Genomic DNA, 15609 nt, shown 5'->3' on the forward strand with positions numbered 1-15609 from the left:
GCGCGGCTGGCCGATTTCGCCCGCCGGGCATGTCAGGCTGATGCCATGTCAGGGGCTCCCACCGGGATCGAGGAATCCGCGAGCCGGATCAGCGCCTACGTCTACGGGAACATCCTCGTGCTGACCGCCCTGGTCCCGCTGCACCGGGTGGACGCGCCACGCGCGGCGATGGTGATCATCGGCACCTCGCTGTCGACCTTCCTCGCGCACGCCTTCGCCGAGTCCGTCGGTCGCAGCGCCCGCGCCAGCAGGCCGCTGACCCGGCCGGAGCTCCGCGAGGAACTGCGCGATTCGGTGCCGGTCCTCACCTCCGGCCTGATCCCGGCCTGTCTGGTCGCCCTGGAACCGCTCGGCCTGCTCTCCATCCAGACCGCCCTGTTCCTGGCCGAGCTGTGGGTGATCAGCCGCATCGCGTGCCTTGGCGCGGTCATCACGCATCTGCGCGGCGAGAAGCCCAACCGGAGCACCCTCTACGCCTGCCTGGTGCTGACGACCATCGCCATCGCCGTGGTCGCGGTCAAGCTCGTCCTCACCCACTGATTCAGCCGCGGCCCGCGTCCCGGGACGGCGCGGTCAGGCGGTGCGCGGCGCGGACGACGGTGGCGCGGCGGTCGGCGAGGTTGCGCGGCTCACCGGGCGCGGTGGCGTGGACCGCGGCGGTGCGGGCCAGGTCGGTGAGCATGACGACCAGAGTCATCGGCCCGAACTCGGTGGTGATCAAGCCCTCTCGCTGCCCGCGTTCGAGTTCGGCGAGCTTGCCCGCGAGCGCGCGGCGGACGGCCGCCGCGGCGGCGGGGATGTCGGTGCGCTCGATGTCCGCCCAGGCCTGCAGGCGGGCGTCGTCGGGATGGGCGACGTAGTGGTCGAAGAGGCGGCCGGCGTAGGCGGGCAGGTCGCCGGCGTCGAGGGCGGTCTCGGCGGTGGTCCGGGTCGCCCATTCCTCGGTGACCGCCGCGTAGAGCTCGTCCTTGCTCGCGAAGTAGGCGTAGAGCCGGTCCTTGCTGGCCCGGGCGGCCGCGGCGATGCGATTGATCCGGGCGCCCGCGACGCCGTACTGCGCGAACTCGGCCTTGGCCGCGGCGAGGATCCGTTCTCGGGTGGCATGTCCGGCGGCGCGCATGGCGGAATCCTACCCTTGCCGAACCATCCGGTTCGGGATAGCCTTCGCGAACCAGATGGTTCTGGAAATTGGAGGCTTCCCCATGACGATCGACGGCACCCGCTGGCGGGAACTGACCGCACCGGATTCGGGGGTCACCCCGGCCGACCTGGACGCGCTGTGGGCCTCCCTGCCCACCGTCCGCGCCGAGGACATCCTCGGCGCGTGGAAGGGCGACGCCTTCCCCACCGGCCATCCGCTGTGCCGGGCGCTGCCGCGCAGCCGCTGGTACGGCAAGACCTTCCACTCCGTCCTGCACGCCCAGCCGCTCATCTGCCGCGCCGAGGACGGATCGCTGTTCAGCAACGTCGAACTCGGCGGCGGCGAGGCCACCCTGTGGAACATCGAGTTCCGCGGCGAGGTCACCGCGACCATGGTCTACGACGGCCGTCCGGTGTTCGACCACTTCAAGGCGCTGGACGAGAACACGCTGATGGGCATCATGAACGGCAAGCCGGAACAGGTCCTCGCCGACGGCGCCCACTTCTACTTCGTGCTGGAACGGGTCACCGAGTGACCACCACACGAGCCCTGCTCTCGCGGGACCCGCGCGAGCCGTTCACCCTCGAGCCGATCGAGCTGGACGACCCGCGCGAGGACGAGATCCTGGTCCGTGTCCAGGCGACCGGCATCTGCCACACCGACCTGATCACCCGGGCGGCCGGCTCGGCGGACCGGCCGATCCTCCTCGGCCACGAGGGCGCGGGCGTCGTGGAGGCGGTGGGGCGCGAGGTCTCCTCGGTCCGCCCCGGCGACCAGGTGGTGCTGACCTTCCGCCACTGCGGCGACTGCCACGCCTGCCGGGTCGGCCGTCCCGCCTACTGCCGCAAGGGTTTCGCGCTCAACCAGTTCGGCGCCCGCCGCGACGGGTCACCGCGGGTGACCGCGGCCGGGCGCCCGGTGCGCGACGGCTTCTTCGGCCAGTCCAGCCTGGCCGGGTACGCCCTCACCACCGCCGACAACACCGTGGTCGTCGCACCCGGTACCGACCCGTCGCTGGCCGCGCCGCTGGGTTGCGGGTTCCTCACCGGCGCGGGCGCCGTGCTCAACGTCGCGCGCCCCCGGCCCGACGACACGCTCGTGATCTACGGCGCGGGCGCGGTGGGCATGGCGGGTCTGCTCGCGGCCCGCGCGTCCGGGGTGGAGCGGATCATCGTGGTGGAGCCGGCCGCGCCCCGGCGCGCGCTGGCCCTGGCGCTCGGCGCGAGCGTGGCGCTCGATCCGGCCGAATCCGCGGGCGCGGAGGCGATCCGCGAACTCACCCGCGGCGGCGCCGAGTGCGCCCTCGACACGACCGGGTCGGCGCGGGTGCTCGCCGACGCGGCGGCGGCGCTGGCCACCGGGGGCACCGTGGTCGCGGTCGGGCTCGGCACCGGCACCCCCGACATCTCGCTGCGCGACATCGTGCTGGGCGGCAAGTCGATCCGCGGCTGCCTGGAGGGCGACGCGGTGCCACACGTGTTCATCCCGCAGCTGCTCGAGCTGTACGCGGCCGGCCGCTTCCCGCTCGATCGGCTGATCACGGCCCGTCCGCACACCGAGTTCGCCGCCGCGCTCGCGGCGCCGCACGAGGGCGCGGCGGTGAAGTCGGTCCTGACCTGGTGAGTCAGCCCCGGCCGTGGCGCAGTTCGTAGGCGTGCCGCTCGGCGTCGGCCCGTCGCTCGTCCGCGGCGACGGCCAGCGCCGGGTCGAGGCCGTGCTTGATCAGCCGGTGCCTGCGGTAGACGTAGGTCAGCGCGACGGTGAAGTACACCAGCGGCAGGTACAGCAGCGCCATCATCGACAGGCCCATCCACGCGGGGCCCGGCACCAGCAGGAACAGGCACAGCACCGGCAGGATCGGGATGAGGAAGCGCATCAGGTAGCGGCGGGTGGCGCCCGGACCGGTCAGGTCACGCAGGACCCAGTCCCGCAGTTCCGGCGGGAGGGTGCCGCCCGCGATGTAGCGCAGCCGCTGCCAGGGGGTCGGGGTCGAGCGGGTCATGCGGGTTCCCTCACTTCCGAGGCGCGAAGGGCCGCGAGGTTCACCCGGCCGAGGACGTCGCGCAGTTCTTCCAGGTCGGCCGGGCTCACCCCGAGCGCCGACACCACCGCGGGCGGGATCCGTTCGGCCCGCGCGCGCAGGTCGCGGCCCGCCGCGGTGAGGTCGACGAGCAGGGTGCGCTCGTCGTGCGGATCGCGGCGGCGGGTGATGAGCCCGGCCGATTCGAGCCGCTTCAGCAGGGGCGAGAGGGTGGCCGAATCCAGTTGCAGCGCTTCGGCGATGGCCTTGACCGACTGCGGGCTCTCGCCCCACAGCGCCAGCATCACCAGGTACTGCGGATGGGTCAGTCCCAGCGGTTCGAGCAGCGGGCGGTAGACCGCGAGCACCGCGCGATTGGCCACCGCGAGTGCGAAGCAGACCTGCCGGTCCAGCCGCAGCGGGTCGTCGAGTTCGTCCACGATCGCTTCCTTTCGTCCCCCTACATTACGCCCCCTAACAGTTAGTGCACAAACTATTAGGGCCGTCGTCGCCACCGGGACGGCGCTCGGCCGGCGCGGACGCATCCCGCCGAGCCGATACGATCGGCGGATGCCCGCCGCCAGCACCCCCGTCCGCGCCCTCACCGCGCGCTCGGCCATCCTGAGCGTGCTGCTCGGCGCGCACCCGGCGGAGGCGCCCGCGGGCTGGATCGTGCGGGTCGGCACCGGGCTCGGGCTGCAGGAGTCGGCCGTGCGCGCGGCGCTGACGCGCATGGTGGCGGCGGGCGACCTCGAACGCAGCGACGCGACCTACCGGCTCTCCGAACGCCTCGCCGAACGGCAGCGCCGCCAGGACGCGGCCGTCTCCCCCGATCTCCGGCCCTGGGACGGCCGCTGGGTACTGGCCGTGGTCATCGTGGGCGCGACCGACTCCACCGATCGGGCCGCGTTCCGGGACACCCTGCGCCAGGCCCGGTTCGGCGAACTCCGCGAGGGCGTGTGGACCAGGCCCGACAACCTCGCCCTCGCCCTGCCCGCCGCCGCGCGCGACCGGCTGGCGCTCTTCCACGGCGAGCCCGAGGAGCCGGCGCACGCCCTGGCCCGGCGCCTCTTCGACCCCGACCGCTGGGCGGCCCGCGCCGGTGAGCTGCTCGCCGCGTTCGCCACCGCGGACACGATCGGCGCCCGTTTCGAGGTGGCGGCGGCCACCGTCCGCCACCTCCTCGACGACCCGGTCCTGCCCGCCGAGCTGCTGCCCGCCGACTGGCCGGGCGCGGCGGTCCGCGCGCGGTACGCCGAGTTCCGGGACGAGTTCTACGCCTTCGCCACCGATCACATCGGCGAGAACCCGCCCCAGACCGCCTGAGTCAGCGCGCCTCGGCGGTGCGATCCGGTTCGCCCCGGTGCCGCGAGACCCGGCCGTCGATGCCGAGGACCCGCCACAGCCGCCGCGAGACGGGGTTCATCAGGCCGATCTCCTCCGCCAGCATGCGCACATCCCCGAAATAGCCACGCAGCGTCGCCCGCGCCCGCGGCGACCGCCAGAACACCTCGCGCCGCACGTGATCGGGAACGTCGAACTCCTTCCAGAACTCGCGCGGCGGCACCACGATCAGGTCGCACGCCACCCGCAGCGCGATCGGGCACGCCAGCGACAGCACGAACCGACCCGGCGCCGACATGGCGGGCACGTGCCTGCGCAGGAACTCGTGCGCGAACGAGATGTGGCGGGCCTCCTCGGCCACGTGGATCCGCATGACCCCGCGCACCATCGGGTGGTAGCCGTCCTCGGTGCGCAGGTACTGCTTCTGGATGTGGTCGATCGGTTCCTCGCCCGCCAGCACACAGAGGAAGAAGAACGGCGCCGAGATGCGCGGGAACAGCGCGACCAGCGGCGACACCGCGTGGAAGAGCGCGCCGAAGCCTGGCGCGTCGACGCCCGACCGGTTCACCGCCTCCTGGAACATCAGGGTGTGGTTGCACTCCTCGATGACCTCGTGGGTGGCGTACCGGAATTCGGCCGACCCGTTGGGCAGCCGGCCGAGATAGACCATGAAACCGGCGATCAGCAGCTGCTCGAACTGCAACCCGACCCGGGCGGTGTTCGCCTGGCGCCACATCCCGATGGCGATGCGGCGCTCCCGTGACTGCACCCGGTACCAGGGGTGTCCGCCGAGCGGGTCGAAGGCGGGCAGGATCCAGCGCGGGTCGTCCGGCACCACGCGGACGTCGGGGTCGTCCCAGGCCACGTCGCGATAGGGGTCGAAATGGCGGTGCACGGACGCATCGGCCAGATCGTGGAGCAGCCGGGCGTAGTCGGCGGGTTCGCCCGCGCGATCGCGGGGCGCGCCGGTCCGGTGGGCGGCGGTCATGATGTGTCTCCCTGTGGTCAGCCGATTTTCGGGGTGAGGCGGTCGATGATCGCGCCGGTGTCGAGGCCGACCGGCAGGGTGCCGAAGACGTCGCCCCGGTCGCGGCCGAGGCGGGTCCGGGTGAAACCGTCCGCGACCGCGGGATGCCCGAACCGGACGAGCAGCGAACCCTGGAGCACGAGCGCCATGTCGCCGACGATGCGGCGGGCGCGGTGCTGGGCGGTCTCGAAGTCGCCGAACTGGCCCTCCAGGCGGGTGATCGCCGCGTCCAGCTCGGCGTCGGCGCCGGCCGCGAGCTTCACCTCGTCGAGGAAGGCGCCGAGGGCGGCGGGCTGTTTCGCCATGGCGCGCAACGTGTCCAGCGCGGCGACATTGCCCGATCCCTCCCACACCGACATGAGCGGCGCCTCCCGGTACAGGCGCGGCATGCGCGAGTCCTCGACATAGCCGTTGCCGCCCAGGCACTCCAGCGCCTCGGCAGCGTGGATCGGCCCGCGCTTGCACACGTAGTACTTGCTGACCGCCAGGCTGATCCGCCGCAGCAGGTCGGCCTCGGCGTCGCCGGTCACGGCGCGGTCGGTCAGCTCGGCCAGCCACAGCGCGACGGTGCTGGCGCCCTCGGCCTCGATCACGAGGTCGGCCAGCACGTTCCGCATGAGGGGCTGGTCGGCCAGGCTCGCGCCGAAGGCCCGCCGGTGCAGCGCGTGGTGGATGGCCGCGGTCGCGCCGGTGCGCATGGCGGTGGCCGAGCCGAGGGTGCAGTCCAGGCGGGTCAGGTTGACCATCTCGATGATGGTCGGCACCCCGCGGCCCTCCTCGCCGACCAGCCAGCCGACCGTGTCGTCGTACTCGACCTCGCTGCTGGCGTTGGAGTGGTTGCCCAGCTTGTTCTTCAGCCGCTGGAGGTGGAAGGGATTGCGGGTGCCGTCGGGCAGCACGCGCGGCACGAAGAAGCACGAGAGCCCGCCGGGCGCCTGGGCCAGGACGAGGAAGAAGTCCGACATGGGCGCGGAGGTGAACCACTTGTGCCCGGTGATGCGGTAGGTGCCGTCGGGCCGGCCCACGGCCGTCGTGGTGTTGGCGCGGACGTCGGAGCCGCCCTGCTTCTCGGTCATCGACATGCCGGCGATGAGCCCGGCCTTGCTCTCGGGCGGCGCGAGGACGGGGTCGTAGACGCGCGAGGTCAGCAGGGGTTCGTAGCGCGCGGCGAGCTCGGGGTTCGCGCGCAGCGCGGGCACGACGGCGTAGGTCATCGAGATCGGGCAGCCGTGCCCGGCGTCGACCTGGCCCCACACGCTCATCTTGGCCGCGCGCACCAGGTGCGGCGCGGGGCGGGTGTCGGCCCAGGGCGCCCCGTGCAGCCCGAAGCCCACCGCCTGGCGCATGAGCTCGTGGTAGCTCGGGTCGTAGCGGACCTCGTCGACGCGGTGGCCGTAGCGGTCGTGGGTGTGCAGCACCGGCTGGTGTTCCTCGGCCAGGTCACCGAGTTCCTGGGCGTGCGCGCTGCCCGCGAGCCTGCCCACCTCGTGGAGTTCGGTCAGGGCGTGCTCGGCGCCGCCGCGGCGCAGCGCCTCGAGGACGACCGGCTGGTCGGCGGCGTCGTAGCCGACCAGGGGCGGGACCTGGTTGGTGACGGAGTGGGTTGGCATGAACGGTCTCCCTTCGCGGGGACGGAACGAGTGACGGAGGGCGCGAGTCGCGCCCGAAACCTATTACGAGTTTGTGGCGCGCGATGTAGATTTGCAATACCCAACTCGTCGCGCGCGCCCGCCGCGACGGGCCATCCGGAAGGAGAACCGTGTCCGACCAGCACGAACACGACGGCCAACGGCCCGCCGCCTGGTACGAGAACTGGAGCGAAGTCCCGGGTTCGCCGTGGGCACACCGAGGCGAACCGCCCGCCGGACGCGAATATCGGACGCTGACCTACGAGCGGGACGGCCGCATCGCGCGCATCACCTTCGATCGGCCGGACCACGGCAACGCCATCACCCCCGACACCCCGGTCGAGCTGGCCGACGCGGTGGAGCGCGCCGACCTGGACCCCCGCGTGCACGTCATCCTGGTCTCCGGCCGGGGCAAGGGCTTCTGCGGCGGCTACGACCTCGGCATGTTCGCCGAGCAGGGCACGCCCGCCGAGGGCACGGAGTCCACCGAGGGCACCGCCGTCGACCCGCTCGCGCACGCCGCCAACCACAACCCGTGGGGCACCTGGGACCCGATGCTCGACTACGCGATGATGAGCCGCTTCAACCGCGGGTTCGCCAGCCTGCTGCACGCGAACAAGCCGACCGTCGCCAAACTGCACGGCTTCGCGGTCGCGGGCGGCACCGACATCGCCCTGTTCAGCGACCAGATCATCTGCGCCGACGACACCAAGATCGGCTATCCGCCCACCCGGGTGTGGGGCATCCCGGCGGCAGGCATGTGGGCGCACCGGCTGGGCGACCAGCGCGCCAAGCGGCTGCTGTTCACCGGCGACTGCATCACCGGCAGGCAGGCCGCCGAATGGGGCCTCGCCGTGGAGTCCTGTCCCGCCGAGGAACTCGACGAGCGGACCGAGGCGCTCGTCGCCCGCATCGCCCGCATGCCGGTCAACCAGCTGATGATGGCCAAGCTCGCCCTCAACTCGGCGCTGCACACCCAGGGCGTCACCAACTCGGGCATGATCAGCACCGTCTTCGACGGGATCTCGCGCCACACCCGGGAGGGCTACGCGTTCCAGTTGCGCTCGGCCACCGTCGGTTTCCGCGAGGCGGTCCGCGAACGCGACGAGCCCTTCGGCGATCACAAGCGCGGCCGCGCCGGCGGCGAGCCCGCCTGAGACGAGCGACCGCACCGTCGTCACCGAACAGCGGGCCCGGTAACCATCGCCCCGAGGTCCGCGACGCCGTCGACCTGGACACCGCCCACGCGCCGGCCGCCGCCTTCCGCGCCTTCGGCGCCGACCCCGACCGCGCGGCGGCCGTGCTGCACGGCCTCGGCGGAACCTTCCGCGCGGGCGCGGATCTCGGGGCCGTCGCGGCGGGCTCGCCGAACCGCTCGCCCCCGACGGCGACGGGCCGATGGGCCCGACCCGCATGATCCTCGGCAAACCGGTGATCGCGGCGATCACCGGGCACGCCGTTGCGGGCGGACCCGAGCCGGCGGCCGGGGCCGACCTGCGGGTCGTGGAGGAGACGGCCGTCCTCGGCGTGTTCTGTCCGGACCCGGCTGACCGGGGCCGGGGCAGGCGGGGCGGTTCACGTGCCCGGACCGGCCGGCGTGGCGGGTACGGTGCACACACCGCCGTCTTCGCGCGGACCCCGGCGTTCGCGCCGGCCGCCGACGGCGCGCCGGTCCCGAGGGGTGCGCCGCGGTCGGTGTGCGCGGTGCGACCGGACGGTCCGGGTACCGCCCGACACGACGAACGGGAGATGAGGACATGCCAGCCGAATTCGGCCGACGGGAACTGCTGACCGGTGCCGCCGCCGCGGCCGCGGGGGCCGCCCTGGCGGGGCTGACCCCGGCACAGGCCGTCGCCACCGGCGAGGGCGTCACCAAGTTCGCGTTCCCCGCGGGCGGTGACCGCCTGCGGGTCCTGGTCACCGGCGACGCGGGCACCGGCACGCGCACCCAGTGGGCGGTCGCCGAGGCCGCCCGCGCGCTGCACCGCGCCGATCCGTTCGGCCTCGCGCTCGGCCTCGGGGACAACATCTACGAGAGCGGCCCGACCGGCACCACCGACCCGCAGTTCGCGGAGAAGTTCGAGAACCCCAACGCCGGGCTCGACATCCCGTGGGTCATGGTGCTCGGCAACCACGACAACAGCTCGGTCCTGCCCGGCGACGGCGGCTGGCTGCTGCGCGGTGACGACGAGGTCCGCTACCACGGCGCCTCGCCGCGCTGGTGGATGCCGAGCCGCTACTACTCGGTCCGCCTGCCCGACCCGGACCCGATCGTCGAGTTCTTCGTCCTCGACCTCAATCCCCTCGCGGCCTACATCCCGCCGGTGTTCTCCCCGTACTGGTCGGTCGACGGGCAGTTCATGAACGAGCAGCGCGCCTGGCTCGACGCCGCGCTGGCCGATTCACCGGCGCCGTGGAAGATCGTCTGCACGCACCACCCGTACCTGAACAACGGCCCGCACGGCGACGCGGGGCGCTACGAGGGCCTGCCGATCGACCCGATCAACGGCGTCCACGTGCGGCGCTTCTTCGAGGACCACGTGCTCGGCCGGGCGCACCTGATCCTGTCCGGCCACGATCACAGCCTCCAGGTCCTCGAGCCGACGCCGGAGGCGAAGGGCACGCGGCAGATCGTGTCGGGCGCGGCGGCCAAGACCATCGGCGCGACGCCGCGCACCCTGCCCGCCGACGCGCACCCGGCCCTGTTCCAGACCTATCACCAACTGGGTTTCCTGACACTGGATCTCACGCCAGGGGCCGTCGAGGCGGCGGTCCACACCGTCGATCCCGGCACGGCCGTCCCGGTCGAGGAATTCCGCCGCCGGATCGGCTGAGCCTGGTCAGACCGTCGCCTCGCCGATCCGCGCGCCCGCAGGGTCCTCGACGCTGATCGTGACGAGCGAGCCGCGCAGCTGCTCGTCGCTGCCCCGGCGGACCAGGCCGGCGATGGCGGTGGCGGCGGTCGCGCCGAGGTTCTTGTCGATGTCGCTGTGGCTGTCGAGGTCGGTGCGCACGTGCGCGGTGCGGTCCTGCACCGTGACGGCGGTGATGTGTCCCGGCCAGGTGCTGCCCGGCCGGGTGAGCAGGGTGCTCAGCGGCTGGTCCGGCGCGACCCCGAAGTCGTTCTTGAGCGACTTCTCCAGCGCGGCCGCGGTGTTCGCGTCCGCGGCGGCCGCGGGCGGCGTGCCGCCGTCCTCGGAGCAGCCCGCGGCGAGGAGCACGGGCACGAGCAGGACGGCGGCGGCCACCGCCGACGAACGACCGTTGCGGACACGGGAAGACAGACGAGAGCTCATGTACCGATCATGGCCCTCGCGCGCGGGCGTCCGCAGCCGGGTATCCCGGTCAGCGATTCGGGCGCCCGGTCAGATCAGCCGCTTGCCCTCGCGGATCCGGCGTTCGACATCGCGCAGCATCGCCCTGTTCGGGGCGAAGCGGAGACGTTGCGGCATGAGAGAATTCACGACACCGACGACCGCGAAGAGCTGTTCGAAACGGCGCTGGTCCGCGGGCGTCCAGTCGATGCCCATCACATCCCGGAAGTAGGGCGCGAGGAAACCGCGGGTGAGGAAGCCGAGCAGTCCGCCGAAGAGCCCACGCAGGAGGGGGTTGATCATCCGCAGGTTGACCATGTCGTCGATGTAGGCGCGCACCTCCTCGTCGACCGACAGCAGCAGGCAGGTCTCGTTCCAGTAGGTCTCGAACTCCGCGCGGGTCCGCGGCCACATGTCCTCGGTCATCTGCAGCGTGGTGCCGAAGGTGGCCGAGGAGGCGTAGAAGCTCTCCAGCTGGCCGGGGGTCATCCGGCCGTTGATCAGCTGGTAGGAGTCCTCGTAGCCGACGTAGAGGCACGCGGCCACCCAGCGCTGGAGGTCGCGGTCGAAGGCGTTGTACTTCACCGCCGCTCCCGGCGCCGAGCGCACCTGCCGGTGCGCGCCGTTCACCGCCTCCCGGAAGGCCGCCTTCACCTCCGGCGAGCCCTGCAGCGCGACGTTGAGGTAGGTCGTCGTCGTGCGCAGCCGCTTGTACGGGTGGTGCATCAGCGCGCCGGACTCGACCCTGCTCTCGACCACGCCGCGCCCGACGCCGGGCATGGCCATCTGCATCGCGACATTGGCCGGCGCGCCCGCGTACTGCCAGAAGTCGAGCGCGTCGGCCAGGACGGGCCTGCGCCCGCGACGCAGGCCCCGGGTCGAAGGGACGCGGATACGAGTCCGCGCGCTGGTCGGCGCGAGTGCGTCGGTGATGGCCGTTTCGGAGGCAGCGGTCATGGCTCACTCATCCCTGTTCGGTACGGGCGGATGTCGATATCGGCGCGCGGGGCGGGAGTACCGCGACGCCCGGGGTGGATCCGACAGTGACACGGCGGTGGCACGGCGGACGGCTCACCCCGGGAAGGTGGCCCTCACTCCTCCGCTCCCAGCACGACCACAACTGTCAGAATGTGGATTAACATAAATCCGAAAAGTTCGATCGTCAACTAGCGGTCGAGCCGGGACGCCAGCGCGCCGGCGCCGTGCAGAACCGAGGAACTGTCGGTGATCAGGAGGAGCCGGGCGACGAGATCGGTGAGATGTCCACGTGTGGCGGGCAGTTCACCGCGCAGCCACGCCGCGACCAGCTCCAGGGTGCCACTGACCACGGCATAGGCGGCCAGATCGACATCCGAGGGATCGGCGACCTGCTCGACGGCGAGTTCGCGGGCGACCGCCGACATGGCCGCGGCGATGGCGTGCTGGGTGGACAGCCGAGCGGCCTGTAGCGCCTCGGTGCTGTGCGCGTTCAGCAGCAGCGCGGGCCTGCGCGGATCGGCGAGCATGAACCCGATCGCCGCGTCCGCCGCGGCGCGCACCTGAACATGGGTGTCAGGCCCGGCCGCGCGCGCGGCGGTGACCACCGCCGCGATCCCCAGCGCGGTGTGTTCCTCGACCAGGGCGACGAGCAGGGCGTCCCGATCGCCGAAGAGCTCGTAGAAGTACCGATCGTTGAGCTTGGCCCGCGCGCACACCGCCCGCTTGGTCACCGCAGCCGCGCCGCCCTCCGCGAGCAGGTCCAGCGCGGCGTCGAGCAGCGCGGCCCGGCGACGAGCCCGCCGTTCGTCCGCGGCCACGCCACCGTAGGCCCGGGCGGCCACGACGGGTTCGACACGCTCACCCACGCGCACCCCACCCTGACCGGACGGATCCCGACCTGGGGAGCTGCTGCGCGGACATAGCGCCCCAGCCTAGTGGATCGACCAGGAGCCCGGCCCGTTCACGGCTTGACCATCGCACCATTCTGGTGCACTCTGACACCACATTCATTGTGGTGCCCATCAGCACCAGAATGACGGGTTCGGGCCCACGACGGCCCACCGGCGGAACAAAGGAGTTCACCGATGACCTGTCCTGTGCCACACCAGGATTCGCACGCCGTGACCATGGTGGGCCACCCCCGGACCCCGGCGGTCGAGCGCTTCGAACAGGTCGGCGGGTCGATCCTGTTCAGCGTGTTCGGTGTCGCGCTGTTCGATCAGCCGATGCTGCCACCCGTCTCGGCGGCCCTCGAGGAGACCGGCCGCGCCCGCTACACACCGTGGGCCCGCGCCACCCGGACCGCCGCGGCCGACCAACTCATCTACCACGGCACCGACGCCGACCGGGAGACCGAATCGGCGCGCCTGATGCGGCTGCACCGCGACGTCAAGGGCATGGGCCCCGACGGCGAGCGCTACTCGGCGTTCCACCCGCAGACCTGGAATTGGATCCTGTACTCCACCTTCTTCGTGCAGCGCGGCGCCTACCTGGCCCTGACCGGGGACACACCGTCCCCTGCCGACGACCAGGCCATCTGGGAGCACTACCTGGACAAGACCCGCGGTCTGCACCTGCCGGGCAACTCCCGCCCCATCCCGACCTACGCCGACCTGGTCGTCCACTACGAAGACATGATCGGCGAACTGCGCGTGACCCCGGCGCTGCGGGCCGCCACCGACACCGTCCGCCGCGCCCCCCGCCCCGACTTCCTGCCCGCGGCGGCGGACCCGCTCTGGCGGCTGAGCGCGCCCACCCTGGGACATCTGGCGATGGTGCTTGGCTGCGGCATCATGGTGCCGGAAGTCCGGGACAAGATGCCGATCACCTGGAACCGGCTGCACGACATCGAGTTCCGCGTCCTGACCGCGGTGTTGCGCACCCTGTTCCGCCGCCTGCCCGCCGCGGTGACCGATTCGCCGATGGCCCGCAACCGCCGCAAGTACGAGCGCCTTGCCGCGAAGTACCGCGATGCCGGTTTGACCTCGTTCGCCCCCGACGCCGCATCGCGCGCGGCACACCGCTGACATGCCCTGCTGCCTGCTGACGGGCTACCTCGTCGCAGGATTCCGCCGCCTCCGCCGCCGCCCGGCCGCCGAAACCGCAAGTTTCGCTCCCGCCGCGCGGCGCCCGGGGCCGGCCCGACGAACGGAGGCCCCGTGACCAGCGAGGCGACCATCGCGCCCACCGTGACCGAATCCAGTCCGGAGGACCTCGCGTTCCAGCGCTTCGTCCTCGATCTCGCCCTGCAACCCCTCGACCGGTTCGACGGCTTCGACAAGATCGAACAGATCGCGGGCAGCGCCCTGCGATATCAGCTCAACTTCATCGGCTACGGCCTGTCGATGGCCCAGTACACTCGCACCCCCGCGTTCACCGGGTATCTCGCCGAGGCCCAGCGCAATGCGATCCGCAAGATGTGCGACCGCCGGGTCTGGTCGTACTGGGCCACCGAGAGCCTGCTGGGATACGCCCGGATCAACACCGATCCGATTCGGCATGCCAATGTCATGTACACCGGCTATTTCGGGGTCATGCTCGGCTTCTACGAGACCCTCAACGCCGACGACACCTTCGATCGGCCGGGGTCGCTTCGGCTGGCGTGGAGCCGCAGGACAGTGCATTCCTACGACTTCGAGCGCCTGTGCCGCGCGATCCGCGCGAACATGCTCGAACGGCCGAACTGCCCGCAGTACCCGTGCGAGCCGCATCTGATCTATCCGATCTGCAATGCCTTCGCCTTCAACACCCTGCTCATGCACGACCGCCTGCACGGCACCGAACTCACCGGCGACCTGATCGACCGCATCCGCCGCAGCTATCTGCACGACGGCTGGAGGACCCGTAGCGGCCGGTTCATCCCCGGCAGGCTCGGCCCCTCGCTGACCATCAGCGCGCCGGTGCTCGGCTACGACGGCGGCATGGTGGCCTGGCTCAACGCGACCATGCCGGATCTGGCCCGCGGCACCTGGCACACCATTCGCGACCGCTTCGTCCGCTTCGACGGCCAGGAGGTGCGACTGCGCGGCTCGGCACGCACCCGCGTCGATCTGGGCAACTACAACATGGTCAACGGCGACGGCATGACCAGGGTCTTCGTGGCGACGGCCGCCGCGGAGATGGGCGACACCGCGCTGGCCGAGGCGCTCAATCGCTCACTGACGCAGAACAACCGTCTCGTGGAGCGCGCGGGCGCCCGCCGTTACGCCGGGGTGTCGACGACGACCAACGCTCACCATGTCCTGGCCCGCTTCAACCGCCCCGACGGTCTGCGCGACCTCATCCGCGGCGTGGTACCCGAGCAGTGGCGAACCGGCCCGATCCTCGCCGACGCCGCCTACCCCGACGTCCTGGTCGCCAAGGCGGTCACCGACGGCGCGGCCCTCGACCTGGTGCTGCGGCCGGGTGCCGGGTCGCGCCGCGTCCGTCTCGGACTCCGGCGCCTGATACCGGGTCGGGATTACGCGGTCTCGGGCGCCACGGAGGACGCCGTGCGCGCCGATCTCCAGGGCGAGGCGGTGATCGAGATCGATCTCGGCGACCGGCACCCGGTCCGGATCAGCCCCCGCTGACGGCCGTGACGCACTCGCTCCCGGATCCACTGCGCTGGATCGCGATCGCCCTGTGTTCGACCGCGACCGCGACCGCGATCCTGGGCCTGCGGGAAGATCCGGTGCGGCGCCGCCGCTTCGGCGGCCGGGCGACCGAAGCGGCGCACGCCGTCATGCTCACGGCCATGGCGGTCATGTGGACGCCGTTGGGCGCGGAGTTGCCGAACACGTTCTGGTGCTGGTTATTCGGCGCGCTGACCCTGGCGACCGCGGTGTGGGTCACCGCGGCCTTGCGCACCGGTGGCGACACCGCGGCGGCCGTCTATCATGGCGTCGCGGCCGCCGCGATGCTCTACACGACGCTGGGGAGCACGCACGAGCATCACGGGCACACGATGGTCGGGCCGGTCCCGTACCCCGCCGTCGGCTGGGCACTGGTGGTCCTGTTCGTCCTGGACGCCGTGATCACCACGGGCGCACTCGCCTACCAGGGCTTCGGCCGGAAACCGGTGCGGCCGTTGTTCACCCACCTCGTCATGGACGCGGCGACCGCGGTGATGCTGTTCCACGCACTCGCCTCGCGCTGAAACCCGGTGCCGCGTCCTC

The 15609-nt window shown here is 72.0% G+C and carries 17 protein-coding genes and 1 pseudogene; 10 read left to right on the forward strand and 8 right to left on the reverse strand.

The window, feature by feature from the left end; translation table 11 throughout:
- Nucleotides 1-45 precede the first annotated feature (45 nt).
- Complete coding sequence (locus tag ON36_RS20070; protein WP_043655823.1) at nt 46-540, forward strand: hypothetical protein; 495 nt, start codon at nt 46-48, stop codon at nt 538-540.
- A 1-nt stretch (nt 541) separates the two neighbouring features.
- Here the strand turns inward: ON36_RS20070 and ON36_RS20075 are convergent, their stop codons facing one another.
- Complete coding sequence (locus tag ON36_RS20075; RefSeq protein WP_043655825.1) at nt 542-1120, reverse strand: TetR/AcrR family transcriptional regulator; 579 nt, start codon at nt 1118-1120, stop codon at nt 542-544.
- A gap of 82 nt (nt 1121-1202) precedes the next feature.
- Here ON36_RS20075 and ON36_RS20080 point away from each other — a divergent pair, with 82 nt between their 5' ends.
- On the forward strand, nt 1203-1676 hold the full coding sequence (locus ON36_RS20080) for a DUF4334 domain-containing protein (protein ID WP_043655828.1): 474 nt from the start codon (nt 1203-1205) through the stop codon (nt 1674-1676).
- Nucleotides 1673-2764, forward strand: a complete 1092-nt coding sequence (locus ON36_RS20085; protein ID WP_043655830.1) for an NAD(P)-dependent alcohol dehydrogenase — start codon at nt 1673-1675, stop codon at nt 2762-2764. Before ON36_RS20080 ends, ON36_RS20085 begins: the two co-directional genes overlap by 4 nt.
- A 1-nt stretch (nt 2765) precedes the next feature.
- Here the strand turns inward: ON36_RS20085 and ON36_RS20090 are convergent, their stop codons facing one another.
- Both ON36_RS20090 and ON36_RS20095 read right to left on the reverse strand, forming a co-directional pair.
- Nucleotides 2766-3143, reverse strand: coding sequence for a DUF5313 family protein (locus ON36_RS20090; protein ID WP_043655832.1), 378 nt, complete (start codon nt 3141-3143; stop codon nt 2766-2768).
- Nucleotides 3140-3601: a MarR family winged helix-turn-helix transcriptional regulator gene (locus tag ON36_RS20095; protein WP_245558139.1), complete on the reverse strand. Its 462-nt coding sequence runs from the start codon at nt 3599-3601 to the stop codon at nt 3140-3142. The genes ON36_RS20090 and ON36_RS20095 overlap by 4 nt, the downstream gene beginning before the upstream one ends.
- A 130-nt stretch (nt 3602-3731) precedes the next feature.
- Here ON36_RS20095 and ON36_RS20100 point away from each other — a divergent pair, with 130 nt between their 5' ends.
- Nucleotides 3732-4487 (forward strand): PaaX family transcriptional regulator C-terminal domain-containing protein, encoded by a 756-nt coding sequence (locus ON36_RS20100; protein WP_043655834.1) that lies wholly within the window; start codon nt 3732-3734, stop codon nt 4485-4487.
- A gap of 1 nt (nt 4488) precedes the next feature.
- Here the strand turns inward: ON36_RS20100 and ON36_RS20105 are convergent, their stop codons facing one another.
- Both ON36_RS20105 and ON36_RS20110 read right to left on the reverse strand, forming a co-directional pair.
- On the reverse strand, nt 4489-5493 hold the full coding sequence (locus tag ON36_RS20105; RefSeq protein ID WP_043655836.1) for an AurF N-oxygenase family protein: 1005 nt from the start codon (nt 5491-5493) through the stop codon (nt 4489-4491).
- Between the two features lie 17 nt (nt 5494-5510).
- The gene (locus ON36_RS20110; protein ID WP_043655839.1) at nt 5511-7142 is read right to left on the reverse strand and encodes an acyl-CoA dehydrogenase family protein; all 1632 of its coding nucleotides are present in this window, start codon (nt 7140-7142) and stop codon (nt 5511-5513) included.
- Between the two features lie 149 nt (nt 7143-7291).
- Between ON36_RS20110 and ON36_RS20115 the strand changes: the two genes are divergently transcribed.
- From ON36_RS20115 to ON36_RS20125, 3 genes and pseudogenes are all read left to right on the forward strand, one after another.
- Nucleotides 7292-8317, forward strand: coding sequence for a crotonase/enoyl-CoA hydratase family protein (locus tag ON36_RS20115; RefSeq protein ID WP_043655842.1), 1026 nt, complete (start codon nt 7292-7294; stop codon nt 8315-8317).
- A pseudogene (locus ON36_RS36300) lies at nt 8314-8696 on the forward strand (enoyl-CoA hydratase-related protein); the annotation flags it as partial. The gene ON36_RS20115 and the pseudogene ON36_RS36300, both read left to right, overlap by 4 nt.
- A gap of 221 nt (nt 8697-8917) precedes the next feature.
- Nucleotides 8918-9994 carry a metallophosphoesterase gene (locus tag ON36_RS20125; RefSeq protein ID WP_043655845.1) on the forward strand — a complete coding sequence of 359 codons (1077 nt, stop codon included), beginning with the start codon at nt 8918-8920 and terminating at the stop codon, nt 9992-9994.
- 6 nt (nt 9995-10000) lie between these two features.
- Here the strand turns inward: ON36_RS20125 and ON36_RS20130 are convergent, their stop codons facing one another.
- From ON36_RS20130 to ON36_RS20140, 3 genes are all read right to left on the reverse strand, one after another.
- Nucleotides 10001-10456 (reverse strand): hypothetical protein, encoded by a 456-nt coding sequence (locus ON36_RS20130; protein WP_157224956.1) that lies wholly within the window; start codon nt 10454-10456, stop codon nt 10001-10003.
- Between the two features lie 69 nt (nt 10457-10525).
- Nucleotides 10526-11431 (reverse strand): oxygenase MpaB family protein, encoded by a 906-nt coding sequence (locus ON36_RS20135; RefSeq protein ID WP_052314166.1) that lies wholly within the window; start codon nt 11429-11431, stop codon nt 10526-10528.
- Between the two features lie 209 nt (nt 11432-11640).
- Nucleotides 11641-12318: a TetR family transcriptional regulator gene (locus tag ON36_RS20140; protein WP_052314167.1), complete on the reverse strand. Its 678-nt coding sequence runs from the start codon at nt 12316-12318 to the stop codon at nt 11641-11643.
- Between the two features lie 219 nt (nt 12319-12537).
- On the opposite strand from ON36_RS20140, the gene ON36_RS20145 reads away from it, so the two are divergent.
- The 3 genes from ON36_RS20145 to ON36_RS20155 all read left to right on the forward strand — a co-directional run bounded on the left by ON36_RS20145 (nt 12538) and on the right by ON36_RS20155 (nt 15590).
- Nucleotides 12538-13479, forward strand: a complete 942-nt coding sequence (locus ON36_RS20145; RefSeq protein WP_043655851.1) for an oxygenase MpaB family protein — start codon at nt 12538-12540, stop codon at nt 13477-13479.
- 132 nt (nt 13480-13611) lie between these two features.
- On the forward strand, nt 13612-15024 hold the full coding sequence (locus tag ON36_RS20150) for a linalool dehydratase/isomerase domain-containing protein (protein WP_043655854.1): 1413 nt from the start codon (nt 13612-13614) through the stop codon (nt 15022-15024).
- Between the two features lie 5 nt (nt 15025-15029).
- Nucleotides 15030-15590 (forward strand): DUF5134 domain-containing protein, encoded by a 561-nt coding sequence (locus tag ON36_RS20155; RefSeq protein ID WP_043655857.1) that lies wholly within the window; start codon nt 15030-15032, stop codon nt 15588-15590.
- Nucleotides 15591-15609: the final 19 nt, after the last annotated feature.

Origin of the sequence: Nocardia thailandica NBRC 100428 (assembly GCF_000308795.1) — a bacterium.
GTDB classification, from domain to species: domain Bacteria; phylum Actinomycetota; class Actinomycetes; order Mycobacteriales; family Mycobacteriaceae; genus Nocardia; species Nocardia thailandica.